The organism is Arthrobacter globiformis NBRC 12137, assembly GCF_000238915.1.
GTDB classification, from domain to species: Bacteria; Actinomycetota; Actinomycetes; order Actinomycetales; family Micrococcaceae; genus Arthrobacter; species Arthrobacter globiformis.
Genome location: NZ_BAEG01000073.1, coordinates 126842 through 150742, shown reverse-complemented (window position 1 = coordinate 150742; position 23901 = coordinate 126842). Strand labels below are relative to the sequence as shown.

At 67.8% G+C, this 23901-nt stretch carries 20 protein-coding genes, 1 pseudogene and 1 riboswitch; of the genes and pseudogenes, 8 read left to right on the top strand and 13 right to left on the bottom strand.

Annotation, left to right across the window (positions count from 1 at the left end; all coding sequences use genetic code 11):
- Positions 1-58: 58 nt before the first annotated feature.
- Positions 59-1054 carry a hypothetical protein gene (locus ARGLB_RS13190; RefSeq protein WP_003803246.1) on the bottom strand — a complete coding sequence of 332 codons (996 nt, stop codon included), beginning with the start codon at positions 1052-1054 and terminating at the stop codon, positions 59-61.
- 240 nt (positions 1055-1294) lie between these two features.
- Here ARGLB_RS13190 and ARGLB_RS13185 point away from each other — a divergent pair, with 240 nt between their 5' ends.
- The 3 genes from ARGLB_RS13185 to ARGLB_RS13175 all read left to right on the top strand — a co-directional run bounded on the left by ARGLB_RS13185 (position 1295) and on the right by ARGLB_RS13175 (position 5124).
- On the top strand, positions 1295-2818 hold the full coding sequence (locus ARGLB_RS13185) for a type II toxin-antitoxin system RelB family anti-toxin (RefSeq protein ID WP_003803245.1): 1524 nt from the start codon (positions 1295-1297) through the stop codon (positions 2816-2818).
- 152 nt (positions 2819-2970) lie between these two features.
- A complete protein-coding gene (locus tag ARGLB_RS13180; protein ID WP_043419079.1) occupies positions 2971-4203 on the top strand; it encodes a glutamate--cysteine ligase 2 in 1233 nt (410 codons plus the stop codon).
- A 267-nt stretch (positions 4204-4470) separates the two neighbouring features.
- Positions 4471-5124, top strand: coding sequence for an aspartate/glutamate racemase family protein (locus tag ARGLB_RS13175; RefSeq protein ID WP_003803241.1), 654 nt, complete (start codon positions 4471-4473; stop codon positions 5122-5124).
- 16 nt (positions 5125-5140) lie between these two features.
- Here the strand turns inward: ARGLB_RS13175 and ARGLB_RS13170 are convergent, their stop codons facing one another.
- Positions 5141-7702: an AMP-binding protein gene (locus tag ARGLB_RS13170; protein ID WP_003803239.1), complete on the bottom strand. Its 2562-nt coding sequence runs from the start codon at positions 7700-7702 to the stop codon at positions 5141-5143.
- Positions 7703-7807: 105 nt separating this feature from the next.
- Here ARGLB_RS13170 and ARGLB_RS24465 point away from each other — a divergent pair.
- A pseudogene (locus tag ARGLB_RS24465) lies at positions 7808-7930 on the top strand (DUF1905 domain-containing protein); the annotation flags it as partial.
- 15 nt (positions 7931-7945) lie between these two features.
- On the opposite strand, the gene ARGLB_RS22460 reads toward ARGLB_RS24465, so the two are convergent.
- From ARGLB_RS22460 to ARGLB_RS13150, 4 genes are all read right to left on the bottom strand, one after another.
- Positions 7946-8320 (bottom strand): YegP family protein, encoded by a 375-nt coding sequence (locus ARGLB_RS22460; protein WP_050934359.1) that lies wholly within the window; start codon positions 8318-8320, stop codon positions 7946-7948.
- A gap of 343 nt (positions 8321-8663) precedes the next feature.
- On the bottom strand, positions 8664-9872 hold the full coding sequence (locus ARGLB_RS13160; protein ID WP_003803234.1) for an O-succinylhomoserine sulfhydrylase: 1209 nt from the start codon (positions 9870-9872) through the stop codon (positions 8664-8666).
- A 1-nt stretch (position 9873) separates the two neighbouring features.
- On the bottom strand, positions 9874-10284 hold the full coding sequence (locus ARGLB_RS13155; protein WP_003803232.1) for a rhodanese-like domain-containing protein: 411 nt from the start codon (positions 10282-10284) through the stop codon (positions 9874-9876).
- The gene (locus ARGLB_RS13150) at positions 10281-10589 is read right to left on the bottom strand and encodes a DUF1737 domain-containing protein (protein ID WP_003803230.1); all 309 of its coding nucleotides are present in this window, start codon (positions 10587-10589) and stop codon (positions 10281-10283) included. Before ARGLB_RS13150 ends, ARGLB_RS13155 begins: the two co-directional genes overlap by 4 nt.
- Before the next feature lie 13 nt (positions 10590-10602).
- Positions 10603-10717: riboswitch (SAM riboswitch) on the bottom strand.
- Between the two features lie 263 nt (positions 10718-10980).
- Here ARGLB_RS13150 and ARGLB_RS13145 point away from each other — a divergent pair.
- The 3 genes from ARGLB_RS13145 to ARGLB_RS13135 are packed head-to-tail and all read left to right on the top strand — an operon-like array spanning position 10981 to position 15018.
- Positions 10981-12276: an NtaA/DmoA family FMN-dependent monooxygenase gene (locus ARGLB_RS13145; protein ID WP_245531531.1), complete on the top strand. Its 1296-nt coding sequence runs from the start codon at positions 10981-10983 to the stop codon at positions 12274-12276.
- A 4-nt stretch (positions 12277-12280) separates the two neighbouring features.
- Entirely contained in the window at positions 12281-13972 is a 1692-nt protein-coding gene (locus ARGLB_RS13140) for an aromatic amino acid ammonia-lyase (protein ID WP_139023338.1), read from the top strand.
- Positions 13969-15018 (top strand): PLP-dependent cysteine synthase family protein, encoded by a 1050-nt coding sequence (locus tag ARGLB_RS13135; protein ID WP_003803224.1) that lies wholly within the window; start codon positions 13969-13971, stop codon positions 15016-15018. The genes ARGLB_RS13140 and ARGLB_RS13135 overlap by 4 nt, the downstream gene beginning before the upstream one ends.
- A 33-nt stretch (positions 15019-15051) precedes the next feature.
- On the opposite strand, the gene ARGLB_RS13130 is transcribed toward ARGLB_RS13135, so the two are convergent.
- Positions 15052-16149, bottom strand: coding sequence for an EAL domain-containing protein (locus tag ARGLB_RS13130; protein WP_003803223.1), 1098 nt, complete (start codon positions 16147-16149; stop codon positions 15052-15054).
- A 152-nt stretch (positions 16150-16301) separates the two neighbouring features.
- Positions 16302-17234 (bottom strand): aminodeoxychorismate lyase, encoded by a 933-nt coding sequence (locus ARGLB_RS13125; protein ID WP_003803221.1) that lies wholly within the window; start codon positions 17232-17234, stop codon positions 16302-16304.
- Positions 17235-17330: 96 nt separating this feature from the next.
- Here ARGLB_RS13125 and cls point away from each other — a divergent pair, with 96 nt between their 5' ends.
- Entirely contained in the window at positions 17331-18803 is a 1473-nt protein-coding gene (gene cls / locus ARGLB_RS13120; RefSeq protein ID WP_003803219.1) for a cardiolipin synthase, read from the top strand.
- Between the two features lie 87 nt (positions 18804-18890).
- Here cls and pabB read toward each other — a convergent pair whose 3' ends face one another.
- The 5 genes from pabB to ARGLB_RS13095 form a co-directional block, all read right to left on the bottom strand.
- A complete protein-coding gene (pabB, locus tag ARGLB_RS13115; protein WP_003803217.1) occupies positions 18891-20948 on the bottom strand; it encodes an aminodeoxychorismate synthase component I in 2058 nt (685 codons plus the stop codon).
- A 115-nt stretch (positions 20949-21063) separates the two neighbouring features.
- A complete protein-coding gene (locus tag ARGLB_RS13110; protein ID WP_043419076.1) occupies positions 21064-21630 on the bottom strand; it encodes a low molecular weight protein-tyrosine-phosphatase in 567 nt (188 codons plus the stop codon).
- A 116-nt stretch (positions 21631-21746) separates the two neighbouring features.
- Positions 21747-22370: a LysE family transporter gene (locus ARGLB_RS13105; RefSeq protein ID WP_003803213.1), complete on the bottom strand. Its 624-nt coding sequence runs from the start codon at positions 22368-22370 to the stop codon at positions 21747-21749.
- Positions 22371-22427: 57 nt separating this feature from the next.
- Positions 22428-23243 carry a methyltransferase domain-containing protein gene (locus ARGLB_RS13100; RefSeq protein ID WP_003803211.1) on the bottom strand — a complete coding sequence of 272 codons (816 nt, stop codon included), beginning with the start codon at positions 23241-23243 and terminating at the stop codon, positions 22428-22430.
- Between the two features lie 51 nt (positions 23244-23294).
- Positions 23295-23804 carry a MarR family winged helix-turn-helix transcriptional regulator gene (locus ARGLB_RS13095; RefSeq protein ID WP_003803209.1) on the bottom strand — a complete coding sequence of 170 codons (510 nt, stop codon included), beginning with the start codon at positions 23802-23804 and terminating at the stop codon, positions 23295-23297.
- Positions 23805-23901 lie beyond the last annotated feature (97 nt).

Genomic DNA, 23901 nt, shown 5'->3' with positions numbered 1-23901 from the left:
GGCGCCGAGTCTAATGTGCGCGGGTCCAATGTTCCGGATCTAATGTTCCCGGCCGGCCTCAGATGCAGGAGTGGTCGTGGTCGAAGCCGTCGGCCACGAACTGGGTGAGGACCACCCTGCCACCGGCGGTGAGGGGCGCCGCAGAACACATGCTGGCGGCCCCGCCGGCGGTGCGCGCCCCGGCTAGCCAGCTTGGCAGGGAGTAGAGGCTGCTGGCCGATCCCACTTCGCCCACGATCTGCCCCCACTGCCGGGCAGAGGAGTAGATGCCCACCCTGGCGCCGATGCTGTGGAAAAAGTCGGCCATGCCTTCGAGGTCCGCCCGGTTCGCGTTCCTGTCGCCTGACCAGCTGTTGCCCGTCTCCACGTCCAGCCACCAGAGGTACGTCCCGGGCTCGGAAATGGTGCGGAGGTAGGCGTCGTCGAAGGCCTTGGCGTACCCGTACATGTAGGCACATGCCGCGTCGTCCTGCCCCTGGCAGGTGCCGTACGGGTTGGCCACGACTTCGCCGCCGTACTCGTTGTTCGTCGGCCACCAGGAGCCGCGCAGCCCCGGGTTGGCCGTGTTCACGTAGAGCGCCAACCGCGGCTGGCCGGTCCCGCCGGCCGAGTCATCCGCCCAGTCAAGCTGCTGGTGGAGGCACGGGTTGGTAGTGTTCGCCAGACCGTTGTTGACCCCGACAATCGCGAACGCAGGGCCCTCAGGCAGGTCGCCGCTGCACTGCGGCCAGGAGACGTCGTTGCCCAGCAGGGTTTCGTTGCCTGTTTCGGCGTCGCCAGGGGCTTCGTCGCCAGGCAGGGCGGAAGCGGACCGTGCCGGCTGCGGGGATGGCCGGGACGCGGGCGGTTGCGCCTGCGCGTCGCCCGTGGGAGCGGCGGAAGCCCGGGGCGAGGCCTCGGTGACGGTCGATTCGGGGGCCGGCGGCGCGCCGTCGTCGAGCCGCGGTCCCGGAACAAAACCCACGGCGGTGGCGATCATGAACGACAGCAGCGCTGAAGCCCGGCGCCCGGCCGGGCGCCTCCTGGTCAGCACAGCGGAGCTGAAAATGGACACGGCGGCCTCCCGTTCCCTTATGGCCGCAGCAGGTACCGCTAGCTTGCTCCCGGATACGCGCCGAGGTCAAGGCGGGCGCAGGACGCTTGACGAGGCCGTGGGGCGCCTCCACGGATTCTGTCACACCCCTCCGGACCGTTACCGTAAGTTTATGCATGTAACGGGTATATCAACGACCCTCCCCGGGAGATATCCCCATCTATGGCGACTAAATAACTCATACCTGATATATTTTTGTCCATGACTCAACAGACCGCTGAACACGTTGGCCTGCTGCTCCGCGACGCCCGCGGCCAGAAGGGGTGGACCCAGGGCCAGCTGGCCGCGGAACTTGGCACCAGCCAGAGCGCCGTGGCGCGCATGGAACAGGGCAAGCAGAACCTGAGCCTGAAAATGATCCAGCGCCTGGAGACGATCTTCGGCCGCAGCATCGTCCAGCTCGGCAAACCACAGATGACACACCTCCGCGTGGAAGGCGGTCGGACGCTTTCGGGCTCCGTTGACGTCAACACCAGCAAGAACGCCGGGGTCGCCCTGCTGTGCGCCAGCCTCATCAACCGCGGCACCACGACGCTGCGCCGGCTGGCCCGCATCGAGGAAGTTAACCGCATCGTCGAGGTCCTGAGCAGCATCGGCGTCGAATGCACCTGGCTCAACGACAACGACCTCCGCCTGCGCCGCCCCGCGGACCTTGACCTGGCGTCCATGGACGTCGAGGCCGCGCGCCGGACCCGCAGCGTCATCATGCTCCTGGGCCCGCTGCTTGATGAGGCGGATGAATACCGGCTGCCCTACGCCGGCGGCTGCGATCTGGGCATCCGCACCGTGGAGCCGCACATGCAGGCACTCCGCCAGTTCGGTCTCTCCGTGGAGGCCAGCTCGGGCTTCTACTCCGTGCAGGCACCCCCGACCGACGATCTCGACCGCTCCTTCGTGCTGACCGAACGCGGTGACACCGTGACTGAAAACGCCATCATGGCGGCTGCCCACCGCTGCGGCACCACGGTCATCCGCAACGCCAGCCCCAACTACATGGTCCAGGACCTCTGCTTCTACCTGCAGCGGCTGGGAGTGGAGATCGACGGCGTCGGGACCACCACGCTGAAGATCACCGGCAAGCCGACCATCGACGTCGACATCGAGTACTTCCCCTCGGAAGACCCCATTGAGGCGATGAGCCTGATCACCGCCGGCGTCGTCACCAACTCCGAGGTGACCATCCGCCGTGTTCCCATCGAATTCATGGAAATCGAGCTGGCCACGCTGGAGCAGATGGGCCAGCAGCTGGAGGTCTCCGGCGAGTACATGGCCCGCAACGGGCGCACCCGGCTGGTGGACGTGACCACCAAACCCTCCGAACTGCGTGCGCCCGAGGACAAGATCCACCCGATGCCGTTCCCCGGGCTGAACATCGACAACCTGCCGTTCTTCGCGGTGATCGCCGGCAACGCCGAGGGCCAGACCATGATCCACGACTGGGTCTACGAGAACCGCGCGATCTACCTGACGGAGCTGAACAAGCTGGGCGCGCGGGTGCAGCTGCTGGACCCGCACCGGATCTACGTCAACGGCCCTACCCGGTGGCGTGCCGCGGAGGTGGGCTGCCCGCCCGCGCTGCGTCCGGCTGCCTGCCTGCTGCTGGCCATGCTCGCGGCCCGCGGCGTGTCCGAGCTGCGCAACATCTACGTTATTGAGCGCGGTTACGAGGACCTCGCCGAGCGGCTCAACACCATCGGCGCCAAGATCGAGTACTTCCAGGACTGACCCCGCTTCTCGCGCGAACGGACACTTAAGCCCATCAACGATGCGCGAACGAGCACTTAAGCCCCATTGACTGGCCGGCCAGGGGCCACAAGTGCCCGTTCGCGCTTCGTCATGTCGGGGACGTTTTCGCGGTGCTGGCGCACAATGTAGGCATGCGGACTTTTGGCGTGGAGGAAGAGCTCCTGATCGTTGATCCGGACAGCGGGGAACCGCTGGCGCTCGCCGATGCCCTGCTGGCGGGCCGCAAACTCGCCGCCGATGACGCCCCGGGCAAGCCCCGGCTGGTGAAGAAAAAGGCCGAAACCCAGTGCGACGACGAAATGGGCTTGAGCGCCGAACTCAAGCTTGAACAGATCGAGACCCAGACGCGGCCGTGCCTGGACCATGCCGAACTGCTGCGACAGATCCGTGCCGGCAGGGCATTGGCGGACGGCGCCGCACAGGCGCACGGGGCGCGGATTGCCGCCTTGGCCACGTCACCGCTGGCCCTCTCCAGCCACACGACGCCGGATCCGCGCTACGCCAGGATGCTGGAACGTTTCGGCCTGACCGCCCAGGAACAGCTGACCTGCGGCTTCCACGTCCACACCTTCATCGAATCCCCGGACGAAGGCGTGGCCGTGCTGGACAGAATCCGGGACAAACTGGCGGTCCTGATCGCGCTCAGCGCCAACTCGCCGTTCTGGAACGGCGTGCAAACCGGGTTCGAGAGCTACCGGACGCAGGCATGGAACCGCTGGCCGTCGTCGGGCCCGTCTGCCATTTACGGCAGTCTGTCCTCCTACCGCCGTGTGGTGACCCGGCTGCTGGACAGCGGCGTGGTGCTGGACGAGGGCATGATCTACTTCGACGCACGGCTCTCCCGGAACCATCCCACCGTGGAAGTGCGGGTGGCGGACGTCTGTCTCCGCGCCGAGGACGCCGCGCTGATCGCCGTCCTGGTCCGGGCGCTCGTGGAATCGGCATGCCGGGAATGGCGTGAAGGTGTGGAGCCCACGCCCGTGCCGACCGTGCTGCTGCGGATGGCCGCCTGGCAGGCCAGCAACTTCGGCCTGCGCGGTGAACTGCTCGACTTCGGCAGCTTCCGGCCGGTGCCCGCCGAGGATGTGGTGCGCTCGCTGGTCGACTTCCTGGAGCCGGTGCTTGCCGAGAACGGCGAGCTGGACCTGGCCCGGCGGGGCATCGAGGAGATCCTCGCGCGCGGTACTGGCGCCGCAGAGCAGCGCGGCGTCCGGCAGGTGGTGCTGGACAAAGCAGATCCCGACGACGGCGGGCTGGGTGCCGTCGTCGCACACGCCGTGCGGGCCACCCACAAGGGAGCCGAGGGGTACGTCGGCCCGAATACCGACGTCGCCCCGGAACTACTGCGCGTCCGGCAGCTCTGACCCGTTCCCGCAGCCCGAACGAACACTTAAGCCTCATCCCTGGCGCGCGAACTGGCAGCGGACGCCTTCACAGCGCGCGTTTGAAGGCATCACCTGCCAGTTCGCGCGGGGGTGGCCGCGGCCGGCGGGGCTTAAGTGTGCGTTCGCGCCCCGGGTGGTGCGCTGGTGAGGCGGGCATGTTTCCGATGGTCATTTTCCGGCAAACCGCGTGAAACCTCGGCTGGCTAGTGTGGCATCACAAGAACCGCACGGGGGAAGGAACGCACCATGCGCGTAGGAATCATCAGGGCTTTGACCACCACCGACCGGCGCCTGCTCAACTCACACGGAAGGCTGCTCCGCGAGACCTTCGGCTTCGATGTCACAACGCGCTGCATCCAGGACCAGCCCTCCGGCGTCCACGACGCTGACTCGCTGCAGCGCGCCGTACCCAAGGTGGTGGAACTCGCGCTGGAGTTGGCTCCGGACGTCGATGCGCTGGTCATCAGCTGCGCCGCCGATCCCGGTCTGCCGGAGGCACGTGCCCTGCTGGACATCCCCGTGATCGGTGCCGGCTCCGCAGCGGCTGCGGCCGCCTTCGCCTTCGGCGGCCGGGTGGGTGTCCTGGGCCTCAAGCACTCCGTGCCGGGGCCCATTTCCGATGCCCTCGGCGAGCGTATGCTCCTGATCGATGGCCCCGAGAGTGTGGAAACGCCGGACGGCTTCCTCATGCCAACTGGCATTTTCGACGCGCTCGCCGCCGCCCACATGCTGGTGGACGCCGGAGCGGATGTCATCCTCGAGGCGACTACCGGACTGACGAGCATCGGCATGGCGGACGTCCTGCGGCGCAGGCTGGGAATTCCCGTCATTGACCCCGTCACGGCTGCGGGCTCCATGCTTGTCTCCGCCGTGGCATCCCGCGACCTCCAGGCCGTCTAAGCCCAGGTCGTCTGGTTCAGGAGGTGTGCGCCTTGGACCGCCTGAACCGGAGGCGGAGGTTGGCCCAGCCACTCCGGCTCAGCGCCCCCATGACACGCGTACACAGCGCCCAGTAGGCCACACCGGCCGCCAGGGACGCTGCCACAGCCAATGCCGGGCTGGTTGCATCCAGCAGCGGGTAGACCAGCCAGTGCACGAGGTACGCGTAGAGGGAAGCGCTGGCCAGCAGGACCGCCAGCCGCTGCAGCCCCTTGGGCACGGGAATGGTGGGCAGCCACGTGAGCAGCAGGATTCCGGCAACAAGCGTCAGCTCGCGGTGGGTGTCCCCGAAGAAGCATCCGGGAACCGTGAGCATCGCGAGGACCGATACCGCGCACCGCTGCACCCACGTCCGGGTCCGGGCAATGGCCCACCCCAGGGCAAACAGCCACAGTGTTGGCGACGGGTGGGGGATGCCGGGATCAACGATGTCATAGCGCGAGAGCAGTGCGAGGCCGGTGACGGCAAGCGGCAAGAGCAGCGGGAACCGCCGCTCCGCCCGGTGCACCCAAGGGATCGCCAGCAGGGCCGACATGCCCAGGAGGATGTAGACCAGCACCTCGATGAACCAGAAATGCCACTGCGTAGTCACAGCTTCAGGACCGACCACGGAGTTCAGGAGCAGGACGTTGGCCAGGGTGTACCGGTCCGTGATCAGGTAGGCGACCCCGATGAAGGCCATGCTGGGCACCGCCACCCGAGCCAGGCTGGTGAGTTGGCGCCTGAACCGCGGAAGCCGGTCCCCGCTGAGCTGGAACCGGGCGAAGTTGTACCCGGCCACCGCCATGAGGACGTGCGCCATTCCCGGCCATTTCATCAGCCCCACGTGCGTGCTGACGATGAGCACGATGGCCACGGCCCTGAGCACGATGCTGGTTTCGAGCGGGGCAAAGAACCGACGCATCTTCCTGGCTTGCTTTTTCCCCGCGTGCTGCTCCAGGTCGCGGACCGGCGTCACATGCCAGTCGGGCGGAAGGTGACCCAGCAGCTGCTCCAGGCGGACGGACGTCGCCACGTAGGACAGCGAATCACCGCCGAGCGAAACGAATGTGTCGCCGTCGCCGATGTCCGCGCGCTCCAGCGTGTCGCGGAAGACCCGCCGCACGTCGTCGGGGCCGGCAGCGGGGTACGGACCGGGTTTTGAGGGCGCAGGTTCCGAAAGCGCAGGTTCTGACAGCGCCAGGACCGCCTGGTAGTCCACTTTGCCGGTGCCCAGGCGGGGGAGATGCTCGACGGCGTGCAGCTGCAGGGCCGCACGGGGCAGCCCGATGCCCTGCGCGAGGACCTTGGCCAGCAGCTGGGTGTCGTGGCTGCCCTCGACCGCGACGACGAGGCCCTGGTCCGTGCCCGCGCTCGCCGCTTCAATGCCGAGGTCGGCCAGGATGCGCTCCACCTGGCCGAGGTCAACCCGGAGCCCCACGATCTTGACGAACCGGCTGCGCCGCCCCACCACTTCGTAGACGCCGGACGGGTGCTGCCTGGCCAGATCCCCGGTGCGGAGTTCGTGGACCGTGCGGCCGGCGCCGAGATCCTCCGGCGTCTCCGCATAGCCGAGCATGACATTGGGCCCGGTGTAGACGAGTTCGCCGTGCTCGAGGCCGGGCACGGGCTCGATGCGGAAGGCGCCGCCCGGCACCGGGATGCCGATGGCACCGGGGTGCTCGACGGCCAGCCCGGGCGGAAGGTAGGCCATCCGGGCGGTGGCCTCTGTCTGGCCGTACATGACGAACAGTTCCCAGCCCTTTCGGCGGCCGAGTTCGGCGTAGCCCTGCACGCGTTCGGGGGCGAGCCGGCCGCCGGCCTGGGTGACATACCGCAGGCCAGGCAGGTCCATCCCGGCAAAGCCCACGCGTTCCAGCAGTTCGAAGGTGTAGGGCACCGCGGCAAACGACGTTGCCCCGCCGGTGCGGAAAAGCTCCCAGAAGCACGGATCAACAACGGACAGGTCGGTCAGCACCAGGCCCGCACCCCGGAGCAGGTGGCTGTTGATCACGGACAGCCCGTAGCAGTAGGACATCGGCAGGGTGGTTGCGGCGCGGTCTGCCGGGCCGATGTTCAGGTACTCGGCAATCGACTCGGCATTGGCCTGCAGGTTGGAGGCGGACAGGCGCACCAGCTTCGGCGACCCGGTGGAGCCGGAGGTGCTGAGCAGAAGCGCCAGATCCGGATGGAGTTCGTGCCGGGTGCCCGCCCTGCGCTCCTCGAGCAGCGTCTGTCCGTTGGCGGAACGCAGCACGACGTCGGGGTCGTACGCGGCCACCAGGGACTCAAGCGCCGCCGGCTTGTCCTCCGGAAGCAGGATCAGCGGGTGGCCGCCAACCAGGGCAGCGAGGTAGGCCACCAGGGAGTCGACGTCGTTCGCCGCCGCCAGTGCCACCAGGCGGCGCTGCGTGCCTAGCCGGAGCGCGAGTGCATCAACCCTGTCGGCGAGTTCCCGGTAGCTGAGGGTGAAACTGTCGGTAAGAATGGCGGGCCTGTCCCCGTGGCCCGCGAGATCGGCGGCGAAGGGCACCCGCGCGAAATCAAGCTGCGTGGTCACCGGAAGAGGATATTAGTTAAGCCTTACCTAAGTAAAACCGTTCCGCGGCCTGTTACGGCGTGCGATACTCGCTCCGTGAGCGAGTCTTACCAGTTCAGGGCCCCAATGTGGTTGTATCCGGGCAAATCCGGCTGGCACTTCATTACGTTGCCCGTGGATATTGCGGACCAGATCCGCGAGGAGTCCGCGGGCTTCCGCGGAGGGTTTGGCTCGGTGAAGGTGACGGCAGACATCGCCGGCCGGTCAGGCAGCCCCGGTCCATCGGGCCGGCGCTGCCGCCTGCCGGCGCAAGGGCGTTCCGGTGGCATCGGACGGCGTGCGCTTCTTGCCGAAACCCTGCCTGCGGTGCTCGGCCCGTGCCGACAGCGGCGACTGGGCAGGCACCTGCGGTACAGTGCACCCCTGCTCCGCGGCGTTGGCCGTCACCTGTGCTGCCGCCGGGGAAAGGTCCGTGATGAGCCCCGTCCCGGCGCATTCGCGCACGTCCGCGATCCCGGCCGCGGCCGCGCGCTTGTCCTCGAACGGCGCGGAGATCGCCAGCACAGTCCCATCGGGAGACTTCAGCCGGAACCGGAACTGGGACTCTGCATCAACAAAAACTTCAAAAACTCCGGCCATGGCGGTCCTTCCGGTCAGGGAGGCTGCCGCAGCGTCTTCGCGGCCGCGGCCCCGAACGCATCGCTGCGTCTTTCCTTGGGTGGGGTGCTGAACCGACAGGGGTTTGATCGGTTCATCGGTGTTATTAGAGTCTGCCCAGTGCGCACGGAACCTCACAAGACCATCCGTGTAAACCCTGGGTAAACCCTGCCTGTCCACCCACTAAACCGTGCCGCAGCCCCGTTCTCAAGGACGCCCGAAACGAAGGGACGTGCCGCGCAACGCACGTTCACGGCCCGCCATCGGAAGTAAGAAACAGCCGGATCCCGAAGGGCGGAATCCGGCAAGCCCGGACCCTGGCGGGTCAGATCTGCTTGAGTGCCTGCTCCAGGTCCGCGACGAGATCATCGGCGTCTTCCAGGCCCACGGACAGCCGCACCACTCCATCGCTCAGTCCGATCGCGGCGCGTCCTTCCGGCCCCATGGCCCGGTGCGTCGTGGTGGCGGGATGGGTGATCAGCGACTTGGCGTCGCCAAGGTTGTTGGAGATGTCGATGATCTTCAGGGCGTCCAAAAGCGCGAAGGCGGCTTCCTTGCCCGACTGGCCTGCCGTCGTCGCAAGCTCCAGCGTGAGGACGGTGCCGCCTGCCTTCATCTGCTTGGCCGCCAGCTCGAACTGCGGGTGCGACTTGAGCAGCGGGTACTTCACCCAGTTGACGGCGGGCTGCGCCTCCAGCCATTCGGCCAGGCGCAGCGCCGTGGCGGAGGAGTGGTTTACGCGGAGCGCCATGGTCTCCAGGCCCTTGGTGAGCACCCAGGCGTTGAACGCGGAGAGCGCCGGGCCGGTGTGCCGCATGAGCTGCTTGACCGGACCGTCGATGAATTCCTTGGTGCCCAGGATGGCGCCGCCCATCACCCGGCCCTGGCCGTCGATGTGCTTGGTGCCGGAGTAGACGATCACGTCCGCGCCGAGGTCTCCGCAGCGCTGCAGGAGCGGCGTGGCGAAGACGTTGTCCGCCACCACCTTGGCGCCGGCGGCGTGGGCGAGTTCGCTGACCGCGGCGATGTCCACGATTTCCTGCATGGGATTGGACGGGGATTCGAAGAAGACGGCAGTGGTGGGCACCGAGAGGGCAGCACGCCACTGCTCGAGGTCCGGACCGTCCACGAAGACGGTCTCCACGCCCCAGCGCGGGAGGATCTCGTTGAGGATCACGAAGCAGGAGCCAAACAGGGAACGGCTGGCGACCACGCGGTCCCCGGCCCCGAGCAGGGCGCCCAGGGCGGTGAACACAGCGGACATGCCGGACGCCGTCGCAAAGCACGCCTCTGTGCCTTCCAGCAGCCGGAGACGTTCCTGGAAGGTGGCCACGGACGGGTTGCCGTAGCGCGAGTACACGAAGCGTTCGTCCTCGCCGGTGAAGGCCCGTTCGGCGGCGGCGGCGGACTCGTAGACAAACCCCGAATTCAGGAAGACGGGCTCGGTGGTCTCTTGGAAATTGGTGCGGTCAAGACCGCCGCGGACGGCCTGGGTATCGGGGCTCCAGCCGGCGGCGTCGTGATTAAAGGTCAATTTAGTTCTTTCCCAGGTTCGTCGGCAGGCCGCGGTTCTTCCAGCCGTTCACGGTGCGCTCACCATAGCGGTCGGGTTCGCCCTCGAAGCCTTCGAGGACGTTGTAGGCCGTGAAACCGGCCTGTGTGGCGGCGATGGCTGCGGCGATGGAGCGCTGGCCGGAGCGGCACAGGAACACCAGCTCCACGCGGTTGTCCTCAGGCGCCTGCTGCTTCAGCTGCTCGACGAAGTCGGGGTTGGGAATGCCGCCGGGAAACGTCCACTGGATGAACAGAGGATCATTCTCCGTGGCCTTGGTGTCCGGAATGCCGATGTGCGCCCATTCGCCCTCGGTGCGCACATCCACCAGGACGGCGCCCTCCTCGAGCTTGGCCCACGCGTCCTGCGGGGTGAGGTCTCCGGCGTAGCTCATGCGTGGCCCTCGTAGGCTTCCGCGCTGAGGTCGTCGTCGGAGTCCAGCCGGTCCACGGCGGTTGCGACGGCGGCATCTGCGGTGGCGATAGCGGCGGGCAGGACAAGGGCCTGCGCCACAATCACGCTGGTGCCGTTGAAGGTGGCGGCCGGGCTGCCGTGCAGCACGTATCCCTCGGCCAGGGCAGCCGAGATGCGCTCACAGAACGCACGGTCGTCCGGGCCCGTGATCAGGCGGTAGGACAGCTTTTCCTCAGGTTTATCCTGCTGGGACGGCAGCGTTGCAACGGCGGGGGCGTCTGACACGACGGATCTCCTTTTCTCACGCTTGCAGCTCGAAGTGGTCGATATGCCGAGTATTCACCTGAGGCACCCCGCCGTGGAAGGAGGGTTGCCGACCGGCCAGTCAGGGCTTCATGCCGGTACTCATTACTCCCCAAAAACGTAACACTGACGACGGCGGTGCGCACCGCCGCCGTCGTCATGTTCCGTAACGCATCAAAAGCAACGCGGTGGGCCCACGCCCGCCGGGTTCCCTGGCCGAGCTTGCGAGGGAAGGGATCGGGTGGGGACGGCAGTCCCCGCGCTGCGGTTACAAAGCCGGTGGCCGGGAGGATAATGACGGGAGATGAACCGCCGTAACGCCGGATGAAACCAGGCCACAGTGAATGATTCGACCGCGAATACAGTGACTCCCATGCTGCACTTTGGATGGTTTGTGGGCCACGGCTTCGGGGTTCAGGGCTGGGGGACGCCCGGCTACGGCATCGGCTATGACTGGAAGAAGCCCGCCCCCTACCAGCACGCGGTCCGGGAGTTCGAGCGGGCCGGGCTGGACCTGTTCATCATCGAGGACTCGCTCACCGTCCCCGACACCTACGGCGGCAGCGCGGAGGTTTCGCTGGCGCAGGCATCCTTTGCGCCCAAGCACGATCCTCTGGCCCTGGTGCCGTATCTGCTCTCCACCACGGAGCACCTCGGCATCGTGCCCACCATCAGCGCCTCCTTCTATCCGCCGTTCACCGCGGCCCGGCTGCTGGCCACGCTGCAGCACTTCTCCAACGGGCAGCTGGGCTGGAACGTGGTGACCTCCGGCAGCGACCTTGCCGCGCAGAACTATGGGCTGGACCAGCAGATCGAGCACGACCTCCGCTACGAGAAGGCCGAAGAGTTCGTGGACGTCGTGCGCAAGCTCTGGCGCAGCTGGGAACCCGACGCCATCCTGGAGGACGCCCGGGCAGGCATCTTCGCCGACCACACCAAGGTCCGGCCGATCCACCACGACGGGGAGTTCTTCAAGGTCCGGGGACCTCTGAACACGGCCCCGCTGCCGGAGGAACCGGTGCTGGTGCAGGCCGGGGCATCCCCGCGGGGCAAGGCCTTCGCCGGCGCGAACGCGGATGTTGCCATTGCCCTGGCCCGCGGCGTGGACGGCATGAAGGCCTACCGGGACTCCATCCGCGCCGAGGCCGCCGGGGCCGGCCGGAACCCCGACGACGTCAAGGTGCTGTTCGTCCTGAAGCCCACAGTGACCGGTTCCAAGGCCGAGGCGGAGGAGCTGCGGGCTGCCCGCCGGGAACTCACGCAGCGGGACATCGACAGCCAGCTCAACTCGATCTCCTACCTGTCCGTCATCGACTTCAAGCAGTTCGACCTCGACGCGCCCCTCCCCGAGCTCAGCACCAACAGCAACCAGGGCACGCTGGAGCATTTCTCCAAGGCCGCACCGCCGGGTTCCACCCTGCGGCAGATCCTGCAGGCACGCAGCGGCGGCGCGGGCGACAGCATCATCGGCACCGCAGAGGAAATCGCCGACTACCTCGAGGAAACCGGGGCTGCGGTGGGCGGCGACGGCTTCCTCTTCTCCGGCTTCGTGGATCCGGCCACCATTCATGGCGTGCTGGACAGGCTGGCGCCGGTGCTGCAGAGGCGGGGACTGCTGCGGACGAGCTACGGCGACGGCGGCTTCCGCCGGAACCTGCTGGACTTCTAGCGCCATGGCAGGGGCTGGTGCAAGGGCAGGAGCCGGGGGATACGACGGACCGTTGCCGGGCGTCCGGCACGGCACGTTCCTGATCGGCACAGCCCACATCCGTGCCGACGACATGGCCGCGGCAGCCGCCGATCCCGCGGTGGAGGTGGTCCTCAGTGCCGAAGCCCTCGAGCTTGTGGGCCTGTCCCGCGAGGTGGTGCAGGCCGCCATCGACTCCGGCCACCGCGTCTACGGCCTGAACACCCTGCTGGGTTCCGGCCGGGACACTGCCGTGGAGCAGGAGTCCATCCTCGACTTCCAGCTGCAGGTGGTGCGCTACCACCACAGCGGCGTCGGCGCGCTGCTGGACCGGGAGGAAGTCCGCGCCCTCATCCTGGCACGGCTCATCGGGTTCACCAGGGGCGGCTCGGGGGTGCGTCCGGAGACTGCCCGCTTCTATGCCGGGCTGCTCAACAGGGGCGTGGTGCCCGCCGTCCCGCGCGACGGGTCCGTCGGCTCGTCGGACCTCACCCAGTTGGCGGCGGTTGCCGCCGTCGCCATCGGTGAGGGACAGGCGCTTGCTCCCGACGGCGGCCTGCAGGACGGTGCGGAAGCGCTCACCGCCGCCGGGCTGGAACCGCTGGTGCTGGCGCCGGGCGAGGCCCTGGCGCTGGTCAGCGCCAACTCCTATTCGATCGGCGCCGGCGCGCTGGAGCTCCGCCGGATCCGGCGGCTCGCCGATCTGGCGGACACCGCGCTGGCGCTGTCCCTCGAGGCCACTGCCAGGTACGACGGCGGCGGGAACCTCAGCCCGTTCTCGCCGGCCGTGCAGTCGGCCAAGGCAGTGGACGGCCAGCGCATCTCGGCGGCCAACGTCCGGCGGCTGGTTCGAGGCGGCTGGCTGGAGGACCCGCGGCGGCAGGTATCGGTCCAGGACGCGCTGTCCTTCCGCGCCGCGCCGCAAACGCACGGTGCGTTCCGGGCGCAGGTCACGGCCCTGGCCGACGCGCTCGAGGTGGAGCTCAACGGCAGGGGCGACAACCCACTGACGGATGTCGCCTCCGGCCGGATGGTGTCCGGCGGAAACTTCCAGCCCATGCAGCTCGCCCTGGCGTTCGAGGCCCTGCGACTGGGACTGGCGCATGTCGGAATCAGCAGCGAGCGGCGGGTCGCCAAGCTCTATCCGCCGCAGCGCCTGATCCGGCAGCTCAACCTCGAGGCGGCCCGGGCCGGCACTCCACTCGCGTCCGAAGACCTGCCGGGACTGCTCTGGTACTCGGCTGCCGGCCTGCTGGCAGAGCTGAAGTTCCTGGCGGCGCCTGCCACCCTCGGTGCCCCCACCCTGTCCGCGGACGTGGAGGACCATTCCACCCTGGCCCCGCTGGCCCTCCAGCAGCTGGAGCGCTCGGTGGAGGCTGCGGCCAAGCTCCTGACCATTGAGGCGTTGACGGCCTCCTACCTGTTGGCGGAGGCGCAGGGCACGGATCTGCGGGAAGCGGAGATCCGGCAGCTTGGAGCAGGCACCGGCGCCGTCGTGGCGCGGCTGTCGGAGCTGTTGGCCGGGCAGCTGCCGGCGGCGGTGCTGGTTGACAGCACCCGTGCTGCGCTGGAGGAGCTGTTGGCAGAACTGCCCGAATTACGGAGACCGGACGTGGGCGGGCCGAACGACCGTGACCCGAACGACTTATATCCGGATGATGGGGGAGGAGAATCATGACCACCGTGACAGGAAGCGGCCGCCAGGCAAGGCATGTGGGGCAGGTACTGGATCCGGGGATGGACGCCGGTGCGGTGCTGGCACGGGTGGGGAACACTCCGCTGGTGCCGCTGGACGTGCTGAGCCGCGGGCTGGGGAGCACTGTCTTCGTCAAGCTCGAATCGGAGAACCCCGGCGGTTCCATCAAGGACCGGACCGCGTTGAGCATGGTCCGGGCGGCTGAGCGCAGCGGCGAGCTGCAGCCCGGCGGGACCATCGTGGAAAGCACCTCCGGGAACACCGGAATCGGGCTCGCGCTGATCGGGGCGCTGACCGGCCATCCGGTGGTGGTGGTCACGGGTGATTCCATTTCGTCGGAGAAGCTGGAGGCCCTCAACCGGTACGGGGCGCGGGTGGTGTTCACCGACTGGAGCGCGCCGTCGGATTCGCCGGACAACGCGCGGGCGGTCGCGGCCCGGATCACGGCCGAAATTCCCGGCGCGTGGCGTCCGCTGCAGTTCGACAACCCGGCCAACCCGCGGGCGCACTATGAGGGGACGGCGCCGGAAATCTGGGAGCAGACGGCGGGCAGGGTGACGCACTTCGTCGCCGGCGTGGGCACCGGCGGCACCATCAGCGGGAACGGGCGGTACCTCAAGGAGAAGTCCGGCGGGCATGTGGAGGTAATCGGCGCGGACCCGTACGGTTCGGTCTACAGCGGCGGGCATCCCGGCCCGATCCTGGTGGACGGTGTGGGCAACTCCTGGCCCAAGCCCGACTGGCCGAAGGTCTTCGATCGCGGTCTGCTGGACCGGTTCCTGCGGATTCCGAATGACGAGGTGTACACCACGCTGCACCGGCTGCTCAACGACGAAGGACTGTCCCTCGGGCCGTCGTCGGGCCTGACGGTGGCCGCAGCGCTCCGGGTGGCCAGGGCGGCGCCGCACGGGTCAGTGGTGGTGGCGATCGCCCCGGACACGGGCAGCAACTACCAGAGCAAGGCCTTCAACCCTGTGTGGCTGGCGGACAACCACATCCGCCTGGCCACGGATCTTGCGGAGGACTAGGACCTCGCGGAGGACCGGACCCGCAGGAACCCGTCAGGAGGCAGGGCCGCTGGTGGCCGTCTCGCTTTCTGAACGGATCCAGGCATTCCAGTCCAGCGGGTGGACGGAGGGCCTGCCCAGCAGGTAGCCCTGCGCCGCGGCCATGCCGAGTTCGGTCACGGCTTCGAGTTCCTCCGGCGTCTCCACGCCCTGGGCGCCGAGTGCGGCATCGATGTACCGGGCGAGTTCACCCATGGCAGCGGCCCTGAGCCGCTGGCCGGGCGAGCTTTCAATGCCCGCGATGAAGCTCCGGTCCAGTTTGATGACGTCCGGGTGCAGCTCCAGGACCTGGTCCATGGACGTGAAGCCGGCCTCGGCGCCGTTCACGGCGATCCGCAGCCCGCGGCGCCGCAGGGGAGCGATGGCGGCTGTCAGGGCCGGGTACTGGTCGAGGGGAATCGGGCCGTTCAGGTCGATGACGATCCGGTCCATGGCCAGCTGGGAATGTTCCAGCAGCCCCGCGATCCTTGGGTCCGCGCACGTTGCCGGTGTCAGGTTCAGGGCGATGAACATGTGGCCGGGCACCGCCTGCGCAGCAGAGAGGGCCCGGTGCAGTGCCGCGAGTTCAAGGTCTGTGCCCAGGCCGACGGACTCTGCCTCGTTGAACCAGTGGTCTGCGCTGGCGCCGTCGTCGCTGACGAAGCGGGTCAGGGCCTCGACCCCGATCACCTGACCCTCCGGAAGCCGGCGGATCGGCTGGAACGCGGTCATCAGCATCTTGTCGGAAAGAATGGCTTCAATCCGGTTCCTGCTGCGCCGGGTAAAAGGAACCGGCTCAGGAGCAGCCACAGCCCGGGAAGCCACGCCGACCGGGATGGCACTGTTCTCGGCGTTGGCCAACTCTGTGGTGGCGGTGAGGTGCTCAAGCAGCACGTGTTCGGGATTATCCGGATGTGCCTCGAATAGGGCGCGCAGCTGGGCGCGGGTCCACTCGCTGGCCGGATCGGTCTCGGCGAGCAGTTCGGTGATGATCTGGCGGGCTTGCCAGCGCACGGAAATTCCACCCATGTCCCCCGGCAGCGCTGCCTGGGCCCCCAGGCCCGTGGGTGGTGAGTTTGTCCATGCGGGAAGGGAATTCTCGTCCCAAGACATCGGCTATTCCTTTATACGTACTCATTCCGGCTGAGCCCGGAACCAGGCCGCGTGCCATTACCCCTGCGGGTACGGGCAGTTGGCCGTGGAAGAAGACTACAACGCAGGGCACCGGCTTGTCCCAGATTTTTTCGAACGGTGCCCTTTTGTTATTACTCGATGCCGGCAAACAGCTCGTTCAGCTCGGCGGTCAGCTGCTTGCGGAGCGCCGGCGTGCCGATTTCGCGTCCGTCAATGTGGTTGACCGGGGCCAGGAGGCGGATGCTGGAAATCAGCCACACGGCGTCGGCGTCCACCAGGTCCTGGGGCTTCAGCGGGCCGTAGCCCAGTTCCCAGCCGGCGGCCTTGGCGGCGGCGAACAGGGCGCCCTGCGAGGTTCCGGGAAGGATGCCGCTGTCCAGCTGCGGCGTGACGAGCCGCTTAACTGTTGCGCCGCCGTCGTTCTTCTCCACGTTCGCCAGCAGCACGGTGGACGTGGGGCCCTCCAGCACGCGGCCGTCCGAGGACGTGAAGATGACGTCGTCCGCGCCCTGCTTGTGGGCGTGGCGCAGCGCGGCCATGTTCACCGCGTAGGACAGGGTCTTGGCGCCGAGCAGCAGCCACGGGGCACGCTCGGCCGCATCGCTGTCATAACCGCGGTCAAGGAGGATGACGTCGATGCCGGTCTCGCGCTGGCGCCGGCCGGCCGCGGCCACGGGGGAGACCTGCACCCAGCAGGTGGGGGCGGCGGCGCCCTCGACGCCGCGGGTGACGATGAGCTTGACCACGGCCTCGTCCAGCTCCGGCGAGGGGGCGGGGTTGTCGGAACGGAACGCCGCGACGCCGGTCTGGACTGCCCGGCGCCAGTCGTCCTGCCCCGGAATCTCAAGGTCCAGTGCCTGGGCCGAGCGGGCCAGCCGGTCCAGGTGCGCCTGGATCTTCCGTGTGTGGCCGGCGACGGCGAGCATGGACTCGAACACCCCGTCACCGCGGGTGGCGCCCAGGTCAGTGGCCATCAGCTGCGGCTTTTCGGGGTCGGCAAGCCTGCCGTTCACATAGTCGGGATCCAGGAACACCAGCACTGTGTGGGAGGTACGAGAGCTCATGCCTCAAGCTTAGTGCGGCCGGCGCCCGATAGGCTGGCCTCACCGCTCCATACGGAATGGCTGCGAAGGCAAGAAATAACGGGGGTTTCAACTGTGTTGTGGCCATTTCCGCTAGCGGAAACACTGCCGGCCTGGCTGATCCTGCTGCTCAGCGGCGTGGATCTGGTCATCCGGGTCCTGGCCGTGGGCATCATTCCGGGCAACCGGCGGCCCACCACGGCCATGGCCTGGCTGCTGGGCATCTTCTTCGTGCCGGCCCTGGGGCTGATCCTCTTCCTGCTCTTCGGCAACTTCAAGCTCTCACGCCGCCGCATCGAACAGCAGCAGCAGGTTAACGAGCGGGTCCGCGCCGGCAGTGCGGCGCTTTCAGATGTTGCCAGTGAGTATTCGGGTCCCGAGTGGGTTCAGTCGGCGGCCGAACTCAACCGCCGGCTCGGGTCGATCCCGCTGGTGGACGGCAACCATGTGGAGCTGATTCCCGGTTACCCCGACTCCATCCGCGCCATGACCGAGGCCGTCCGGAAGGCCAAGCGCTTCGTCAACGCCGAGTTCTACATTATGAGCACGGACCACGTCACGGATGACCTCCTCACGGCCCTCGAAGAGGCGGCGGACCGCGGCGTCGAGGTCCGCGTGCTGTTCGACCACATCGGAACGCTGCGCGTGAAGGGGTATAACAGGCTGCTGAAGCGCCTCAAGGCCAGCCGCATCCAGTGGCGGCGGATGCTTCCGCTGCTTCCCATCCACGGCCAGTGGCGCAGGCCGGACCTGCGGAACCACCGCAAGATCATGGTGATCGACGGCGAAGTCGCCTTCACGGGGTCGCAGAACCTGATCGAGCCCTCCTACAACAACCCCAAGCACCGCAAGGCAGGCCGGGAGTGGATCGAGCTGATGGCCTGCCTGCGGGGCCCGATCGTTCCCACGCTCAACGTCGTCTTCGCCACCGACTGGCTCAGCGAGACCGACGAGTCACTCGAGGACCAGCTGCAGGTGTCTGCCGAGCCGTCGCCGGGCGGCGTCACGGCCCAGGTGGTGCCCAGCGGCCCCGGCTTCACCACCGAGAACAACCTCCGGCTCTTCAACACGCTGATCTACTCGGCGCAGCACCGGATTTCCGTCTGCAGCCCCTACTTTGTGCCGGACGATTCCCTGCTCTACGCCATCACCACCGCGGCGCAGCGCGGCGTGGACGTGGAACTGTTCGTCTCGGAGAAGGGCGACCAGTTCCTGGTCCACCATGCCCAGCAGTCCTATTACGAGGCCCTGCTGCGGGCCGGCGTCCGGATCTACCTGTACAAGGCCCCGTTCGTGCTCCACGCCAAGCATTTCACCATCGACGACGAGGTGGCTGTCCTGGGTTCCAGCAACATGGACATGCGCTCCTTCTCCCTGAACCTGGAGGTTTCGGTGATGCTTGTGGGCGCGGACATCGTGAACAGCATGCGCGCCGTGGAGGACACCTACCGCGACATCTCCCACGAACTGCGGCTCGAGGACTGGATGCGCCGGCCTCTCGCGGCAAGATACGTGGACAACGTAGCCCGCCTCACGGCCACGGTCCAGTAAAAGCGCGCCAGCAGCCCGCGACCTCTGGAGTTTTTTCCGCTCGTCGCGGCTGAGAGGCCCTTTAGCCCGCGATATCTGTACAAAAACTCAATCCGGGAAGGCCGACCCGAGGGTGGAGAGCACGCCGTAGGCCTTGGTGCGGATCTCCTCGTACTCGTCCTGCGGCACGGAATCGGCCGTGATGGCCCCGCCGACGCCGAGGCTGAGCCTCACCTTTCCGCCTTCGCCGCCGTCCTGCACCACCAGGGTACGGATGGCCACCGCCAGATCTGTGGCCCCGTTCAGCGAAAAGTACCCGATCGCGCCCGAATAGACGCCGCGCGGGCCCTCCTCCAGCCCGTCCAGGATGGCCATGGTGCTGATCTTCGGCGCCCCGGTCATGGAGCCGGCCGGGAAGCAGGCGGCCACGGCTTCGGCCCGCGGCGACCCCGGCAGGAGTACGGCGTCGATGGTGCTCACCAGCTGGTGGACCGTGGCATAGCTTTCGATCTCGCACAGCCGGCTGACGGTCACCGATCCGGGCTCGGCGAAGTGGCTGAGGTCGTTCCGGAGCAGGTCCACGATCATGATGTTTTCCGCCCGGTCCTTCAGGGACGTGGCCAGATCCTCGCGCAGGGCGGCGTCGGCGTCCGGGTCAGCAGCCCGGCGGCGGGTTCCCTTAATCGGCTCGGCGCGCATGCCGCCGTCGGACGCTATCCGCAGGAAGCGCTCCGGCGACGTGCTGGCCACCGTGAGCCCGCCGAACCGCAGGTAGCTTGCAAACGGCGCCGGGTTCCGCCGGCGCAGTGCCAGGTATGCGGCCCACGGGTCGAGTGCCGGCACCTCCGCAGCGAGGGTGGTGGTGAGGCAGACCTCGTACGAATTCCCCTCGGCGATCTGATGCTGTGCCTCGGCGATCTTGCGCTTGTAGCTCGTCTCGGTGTCGCGGCCGGCGAAGGCCGGGGCTGCGGCGTTCGCCGCCGGAAGTACGACGCCGGTGCTGCCGCCGGATTCCGCTGCGGCGGTCACCGCCTCACGGGCGCGGTTCAGCCAGGCCGCGGCATCCGGCGCGTCGAGGGCAAGCAGCCACACCGTGTTGTCCGTGTGGTCCAGGACCACGCCCCGGCCGGCAAAGATCAGGCCCGCGTCAGGCGCATCCGAGGGGATGTCGTGCCCGCCGGTTTCCCGCTTGAGCTCGTATCCGAGGTAGCCCAGCCAGCCCAGCGCAAAGTCGCACGGGTAGTCCTCGGGCCCGCGTACGGCCCTCCGTCCCCACACGGTCTCCAGCCAGCGGAAGAACGGGCCGGACACATTGGCCGTGGCGCATCCGGCGGTGATCCGGGTGACCCCGGAGCTGTGCAGGACAGACTGGCCGAACGTGCCGCCGTCGTCAGCCAAAATACTGAAGCGGCTGCGTTCCGCCGCGGGGGTTTCCTTGCCGGGACCGGCTGTTCCGGCCAAACGCAGGGAGGAGTCCAGCCAGACGGCATTGCCGGACGTCGCGTACAGCGCCTGGAAAAGTATGGCGGGATCAGGACTGGCCTCGATGCGTTCCGACAGCAGGCGCAGGCCGCGCCGCGAGGAGAGCTCGGGAACCAGAGCCGTGGTGAGCGCCGGGAGGTAAGTAAGTGCCTGCAGGGCGTCCGCGGGGGCGGTGCCGTCCGCACGGTTGAGGACCCGGACATGGGCATACTGCGGGATGTCGTCCGCGGCCAGGAGTTCCGCCTCCTGCCCGGCCCACTGGTCCCAGAACGGCTCGTACGTCTCGCCGTCACGTGCCAGCGCGCGCGTGCGGCGCTCGCCGTCGGGGGCATCCGCCCAGATGACGGCATCCAGATGCGGTCTGGCGGCGGCTGCGGCGGCCCCAACACCCTCGACGATCACGATCTCGGCGGGCAGCGTGACCCGCGGGTCGCCGTCGTGATGGTTTTCCCAGTCCCAGCTGACCCACGTGGCTGCTTCGCCGCGGCTCAGGGGAGCCAGCACCGTGGTGACGTAGCGTTCGATGCCGGCCGACAGTCCGTCCCAGCCGGGATAGATGTCCTCCAGGTGGAACAACGAGACTTTGTGGTGGTTCCGCAGTGTGGCCGCGAGCTCGATGGCCAATGTGGTTTTACCTGCGCCGGACCGCCCGTCAATGGCGATGATCACAGGTGCGGGGGTCATGAAATAGAGCGTACCTGCTGGCTGTCCCCAACCTGGACGTTGTGAAGCGGGCTGCCGCCGGCCGGGTGGCTGTGGCGCTTGCCGCTGCAGGCCCGGTGCCCGTCCATCCGTACATTCACCGGGCAGGGGCCGCGACGGTGCCGGCCTCGTTCCGGTCAGCGACGGGTGCGTCCTGAGCGATTGCGTCCTGCACGTAGCGGACGATGCCCGGGACAGCGGCCTGGACCTGGTCCCAGACTGCCTCGAAGTCGGCGTGGCCGCCGTACCAGGGGTCCTCGATGCCCTGCTCGAGCGGATCGCCGTCCTCCAGGGCGGGGTCGAAGCTGCGGAGCATGCGGATCCGGGACAGCGACTCCTCGTCCGGGGCTGAGGCCCGCAGCCAGCCATAGTGGTCCACGTCCAGCGCCAGAATGAGGTGCCGTTCGGTGAACCATCCGGATTGCCATTCCCGTGCAACGTGACGGTCCGAGAAAAGGTTGTGGGCGGTGAGTTTCCGTGCAGCCCGCGGATCGATGGGGCGTCCGACCTCGTAGGCAGTAGTGCCTGCCGAATCAACGATCACGACGTCGGCGAGCCCGGCCTCCGCGAAGGCGGCACTTAGCATCAGCTCCGCCATGGGCGACCGGCAGATGTTACCCGTGCAGACGGCGATGACGCGGTATGGGCTCGTCGTTGAGTTCATTGGCTAAGCATGGAGGATGCCAACCCCGCTTGGCTAGTAAGTGCCCTTATGATCGGCGCTCTGCGTAAAGTTGGCTGGCCTGGCCGTCACAAAAGTGCGCCGGGGGTGCTTCGTGGTCAGTGGATGAATGCCAGCAGCACGCCCACCGCGACGAACAGGACACCGAAAATCCGGTTCAGTACGGTTTGGCCGTGGGCATTGTGGGTAAAGCGCTGGAACGATTTTGCCGCCGCCGCGAAGAAGAACCACATGACGAGGACGTCGATGAGCACCACGGTCGCGGCGAGCACGGCGTATTGGGGCAGGAGCGGGCTGGCGGGCCGGATGAACTGCGGCATGAAGGCCAGGAAGAACACGATGGCCTTGGGGTTGAGCAGGTTGACCCACAGTCCCCGCCGGAACATGGACCAGGCCGGCTCGTTCCGGAGCGCTGCGACCTTCTCCTGGTCCAGGTCAGGTTTGCGCAGGAACTGCCTGATGCCGAGGTACACCAAATAGGCGGCGCCGGCGTAGCGGATGGCGTTGAAGGCGACCGGGGAGCCTGCAACCAGGACGCCGACGCCGAGGGCCACAACGATGACGTGCAGGATCAGGGCGGCCTGTTGCCCCAGAATGCCCCAGATGGAGCGCTTGAATCCCGCGGTCAGCGAGTTGCTCATGGTGTTGATGGCACCTGCGCCCGGCGTAAAGCTGATGAGGACGCCGGCACCCGCGAGGGCCAGCCAAAGGGAGAGTTGCACCCATCAAGTTTAGTCGGCCCGCGGGGCGGGACGTTCCGCTCACACGCGTGGCCCGCCTCACGCCCGGGCGATGACCTCGCCGTTGGGAATGAGGAACCAGCCGTCGTCGGTGGAGCCCCAGCGGTGCCAGCCGGCCGAGATGCGTGTGAGGTCGGCCTCCTGCGCGAAGCCGTACTCGAGGGCCTGCTCCGCGAAGGCGGAATGCAGCACGCGCTCGCCCCACACCCTGGCCTGCCAGCGGCGTTGCTGCCCGGTGGCGTAGAGCCAGTTGCTGCTGGTCGGCGCCACATCCGTGAAGCCGGCGGACTGGGCCCACGAGACGAGCCGGCGGCCGGCGTCGGGCTCGGCACCGTTCCGGCGGGCGATCCGCTGGTAGAGCTCCATCCACTCGTCGAGCTCGGGAATGGCGGGATACCAGCTCATGCCGTGGAAGTCCGCGTCACGGACGGCAACGATGCCGCCGGGCCTGGCCACCCGCCGCATTTCCCGCAGCGCCTCCACCGGATCGGTCAGGTGCTGCAGGACCTGGTGGGCGTGGACCACATCGAAGGTGTCGTCCTCGAAATCAAGGTCGTAGATGTTGCCCGCTACAAACTCAACGTTCTTCACTCCGCGGTCGGCCGCCAGCTCGCGGGCGTGGGTGATCACATCGGGGGAGCGGTCCAGTCCCGTCACCTTCCCGGGGGCCACCAGAAGCGCGAAGTCACACGTGATGCTGCCCGGCCCGCACCCGACGTCGAGCACCGACGCGCCGGGGGTGAGGTGCGGGATGACGAACGCGGCCGAATTCTCCGCCGTCCGCGAGGCGTGGGCCCGGACCACGGACTCGTGGTGGCCGTGAGTGTAGACATCTTCCGGCTGCTGCGCGCTCATAGGGAAACGCTACTCCTTCTCCGCACCTCGGGCAGGTAGTGGAAGGGGGCGTTATGGCGCGCCGGAAGCTTCCTGACTGGCCTGGACCGTTGCGGCGATCATCGCGTCCATGAACCGGGCGGCCGTCTCGAGTTCCTGCACGGTGAACCCGGCCATGGCGCTGTCCATGCGGCGGGCCAGGGGCAGGAACATGGCGGAGCCGTCCCGGTACGCCTTGTCCGTCATCCGGAGCTGCACCTGCCGCCGGTCCTGCCCTTCACGGACGCGGACCAGGTGCCCGGAGCCGCACAGCCGGTCAACCAGCGCCGTGGTGGCCGGGGAGCTGAGGTTCAGTTCCTTCCGCAGTGTTCCAGGGGTGACGACGTCGCCGTTCGCTGCGTGCCTCATGACGGCGGCGAGGGCGTTGAGGTCGGTCCGGTGCATGTCGTTCCGGCCGCCTGCAGAATCAACGTAGCGGTTGGCCTCCAGGGTGAACTCCTGCAGCAGCCGTACCAGGAGGTGCTGCGCGCCCGGGGCGGAGGGTCCGTCGGACTGCCGCGGGGTGTCAGGCTTCTCGGCCACGTCCGCCTCCTCTCCTCAGTGTTGCCTTCCGGAGTTTACCGCCCGGCCGTCCGCACTCCATGGGAAGTTCGTATGTATCTCCATGGTAGAGATAGTC

Bases quoted from the DNA above. Each gene is read 5' to 3' on its own strand.
- ARGLB_RS13185 (WP_003803245.1), top strand. From the start codon at position 1,295: ATGACTCAACAGACCGCTGAACACGTTGGCCTGCTGCTCCGCGACGCC.
- ARGLB_RS13180 (WP_043419079.1), top strand. From the start codon at position 2,971: ATGCGGACTTTTGGCGTGGAGGAAGAGCTCCTGATCGTTGATCCGGAC.
- ARGLB_RS13175 (WP_003803241.1), top strand. From the start codon at position 4,471: ATGCGCGTAGGAATCATCAGGGCTTTGACCACCACCGACCGGCGCCTG.
- ARGLB_RS22460 (WP_050934359.1), bottom strand. From the start codon at position 8,320: ATGGCCGGAGTTTTTGAAGTTTTTGTTGATGCAGAGTCCCAGTTCCGG.
- ARGLB_RS13155 (WP_003803232.1), bottom strand. From the start codon at position 10,284: ATGAGCTACGCCGGAGACCTCACCCCGCAGGACGCGTGGGCCAAGCTC.
- ARGLB_RS13145 (WP_245531531.1), top strand. From the start codon at position 10,981: ATGCTGCACTTTGGATGGTTTGTGGGCCACGGCTTCGGGGTTCAGGGC.
- ARGLB_RS13140 (WP_139023338.1), top strand. From the start codon at position 12,281: ATGGCAGGGGCTGGTGCAAGGGCAGGAGCCGGGGGATACGACGGACCG.
- ARGLB_RS13135 (WP_003803224.1), top strand. From the start codon at position 13,969: ATGACCACCGTGACAGGAAGCGGCCGCCAGGCAAGGCATGTGGGGCAG.
- ARGLB_RS13130 (WP_003803223.1), bottom strand. From the start codon at position 16,149: ATGTCTTGGGACGAGAATTCCCTTCCCGCATGGACAAACTCACCACCC.
- ARGLB_RS13125 (WP_003803221.1), bottom strand. From the start codon at position 17,234: ATGAGCTCTCGTACCTCCCACACAGTGCTGGTGTTCCTGGATCCCGAC.
- pabB (WP_003803217.1), bottom strand. From the start codon at position 20,948: ATGACCCCCGCACCTGTGATCATCGCCATTGACGGGCGGTCCGGCGCA.
- ARGLB_RS13110 (WP_043419076.1), bottom strand. From the start codon at position 21,630: ATGAACTCAACGACGAGCCCATACCGCGTCATCGCCGTCTGCACGGGT.
- ARGLB_RS13100 (WP_003803211.1), bottom strand. From the start codon at position 23,243: ATGAGCGCGCAGCAGCCGGAAGATGTCTACACTCACGGCCACCACGAG.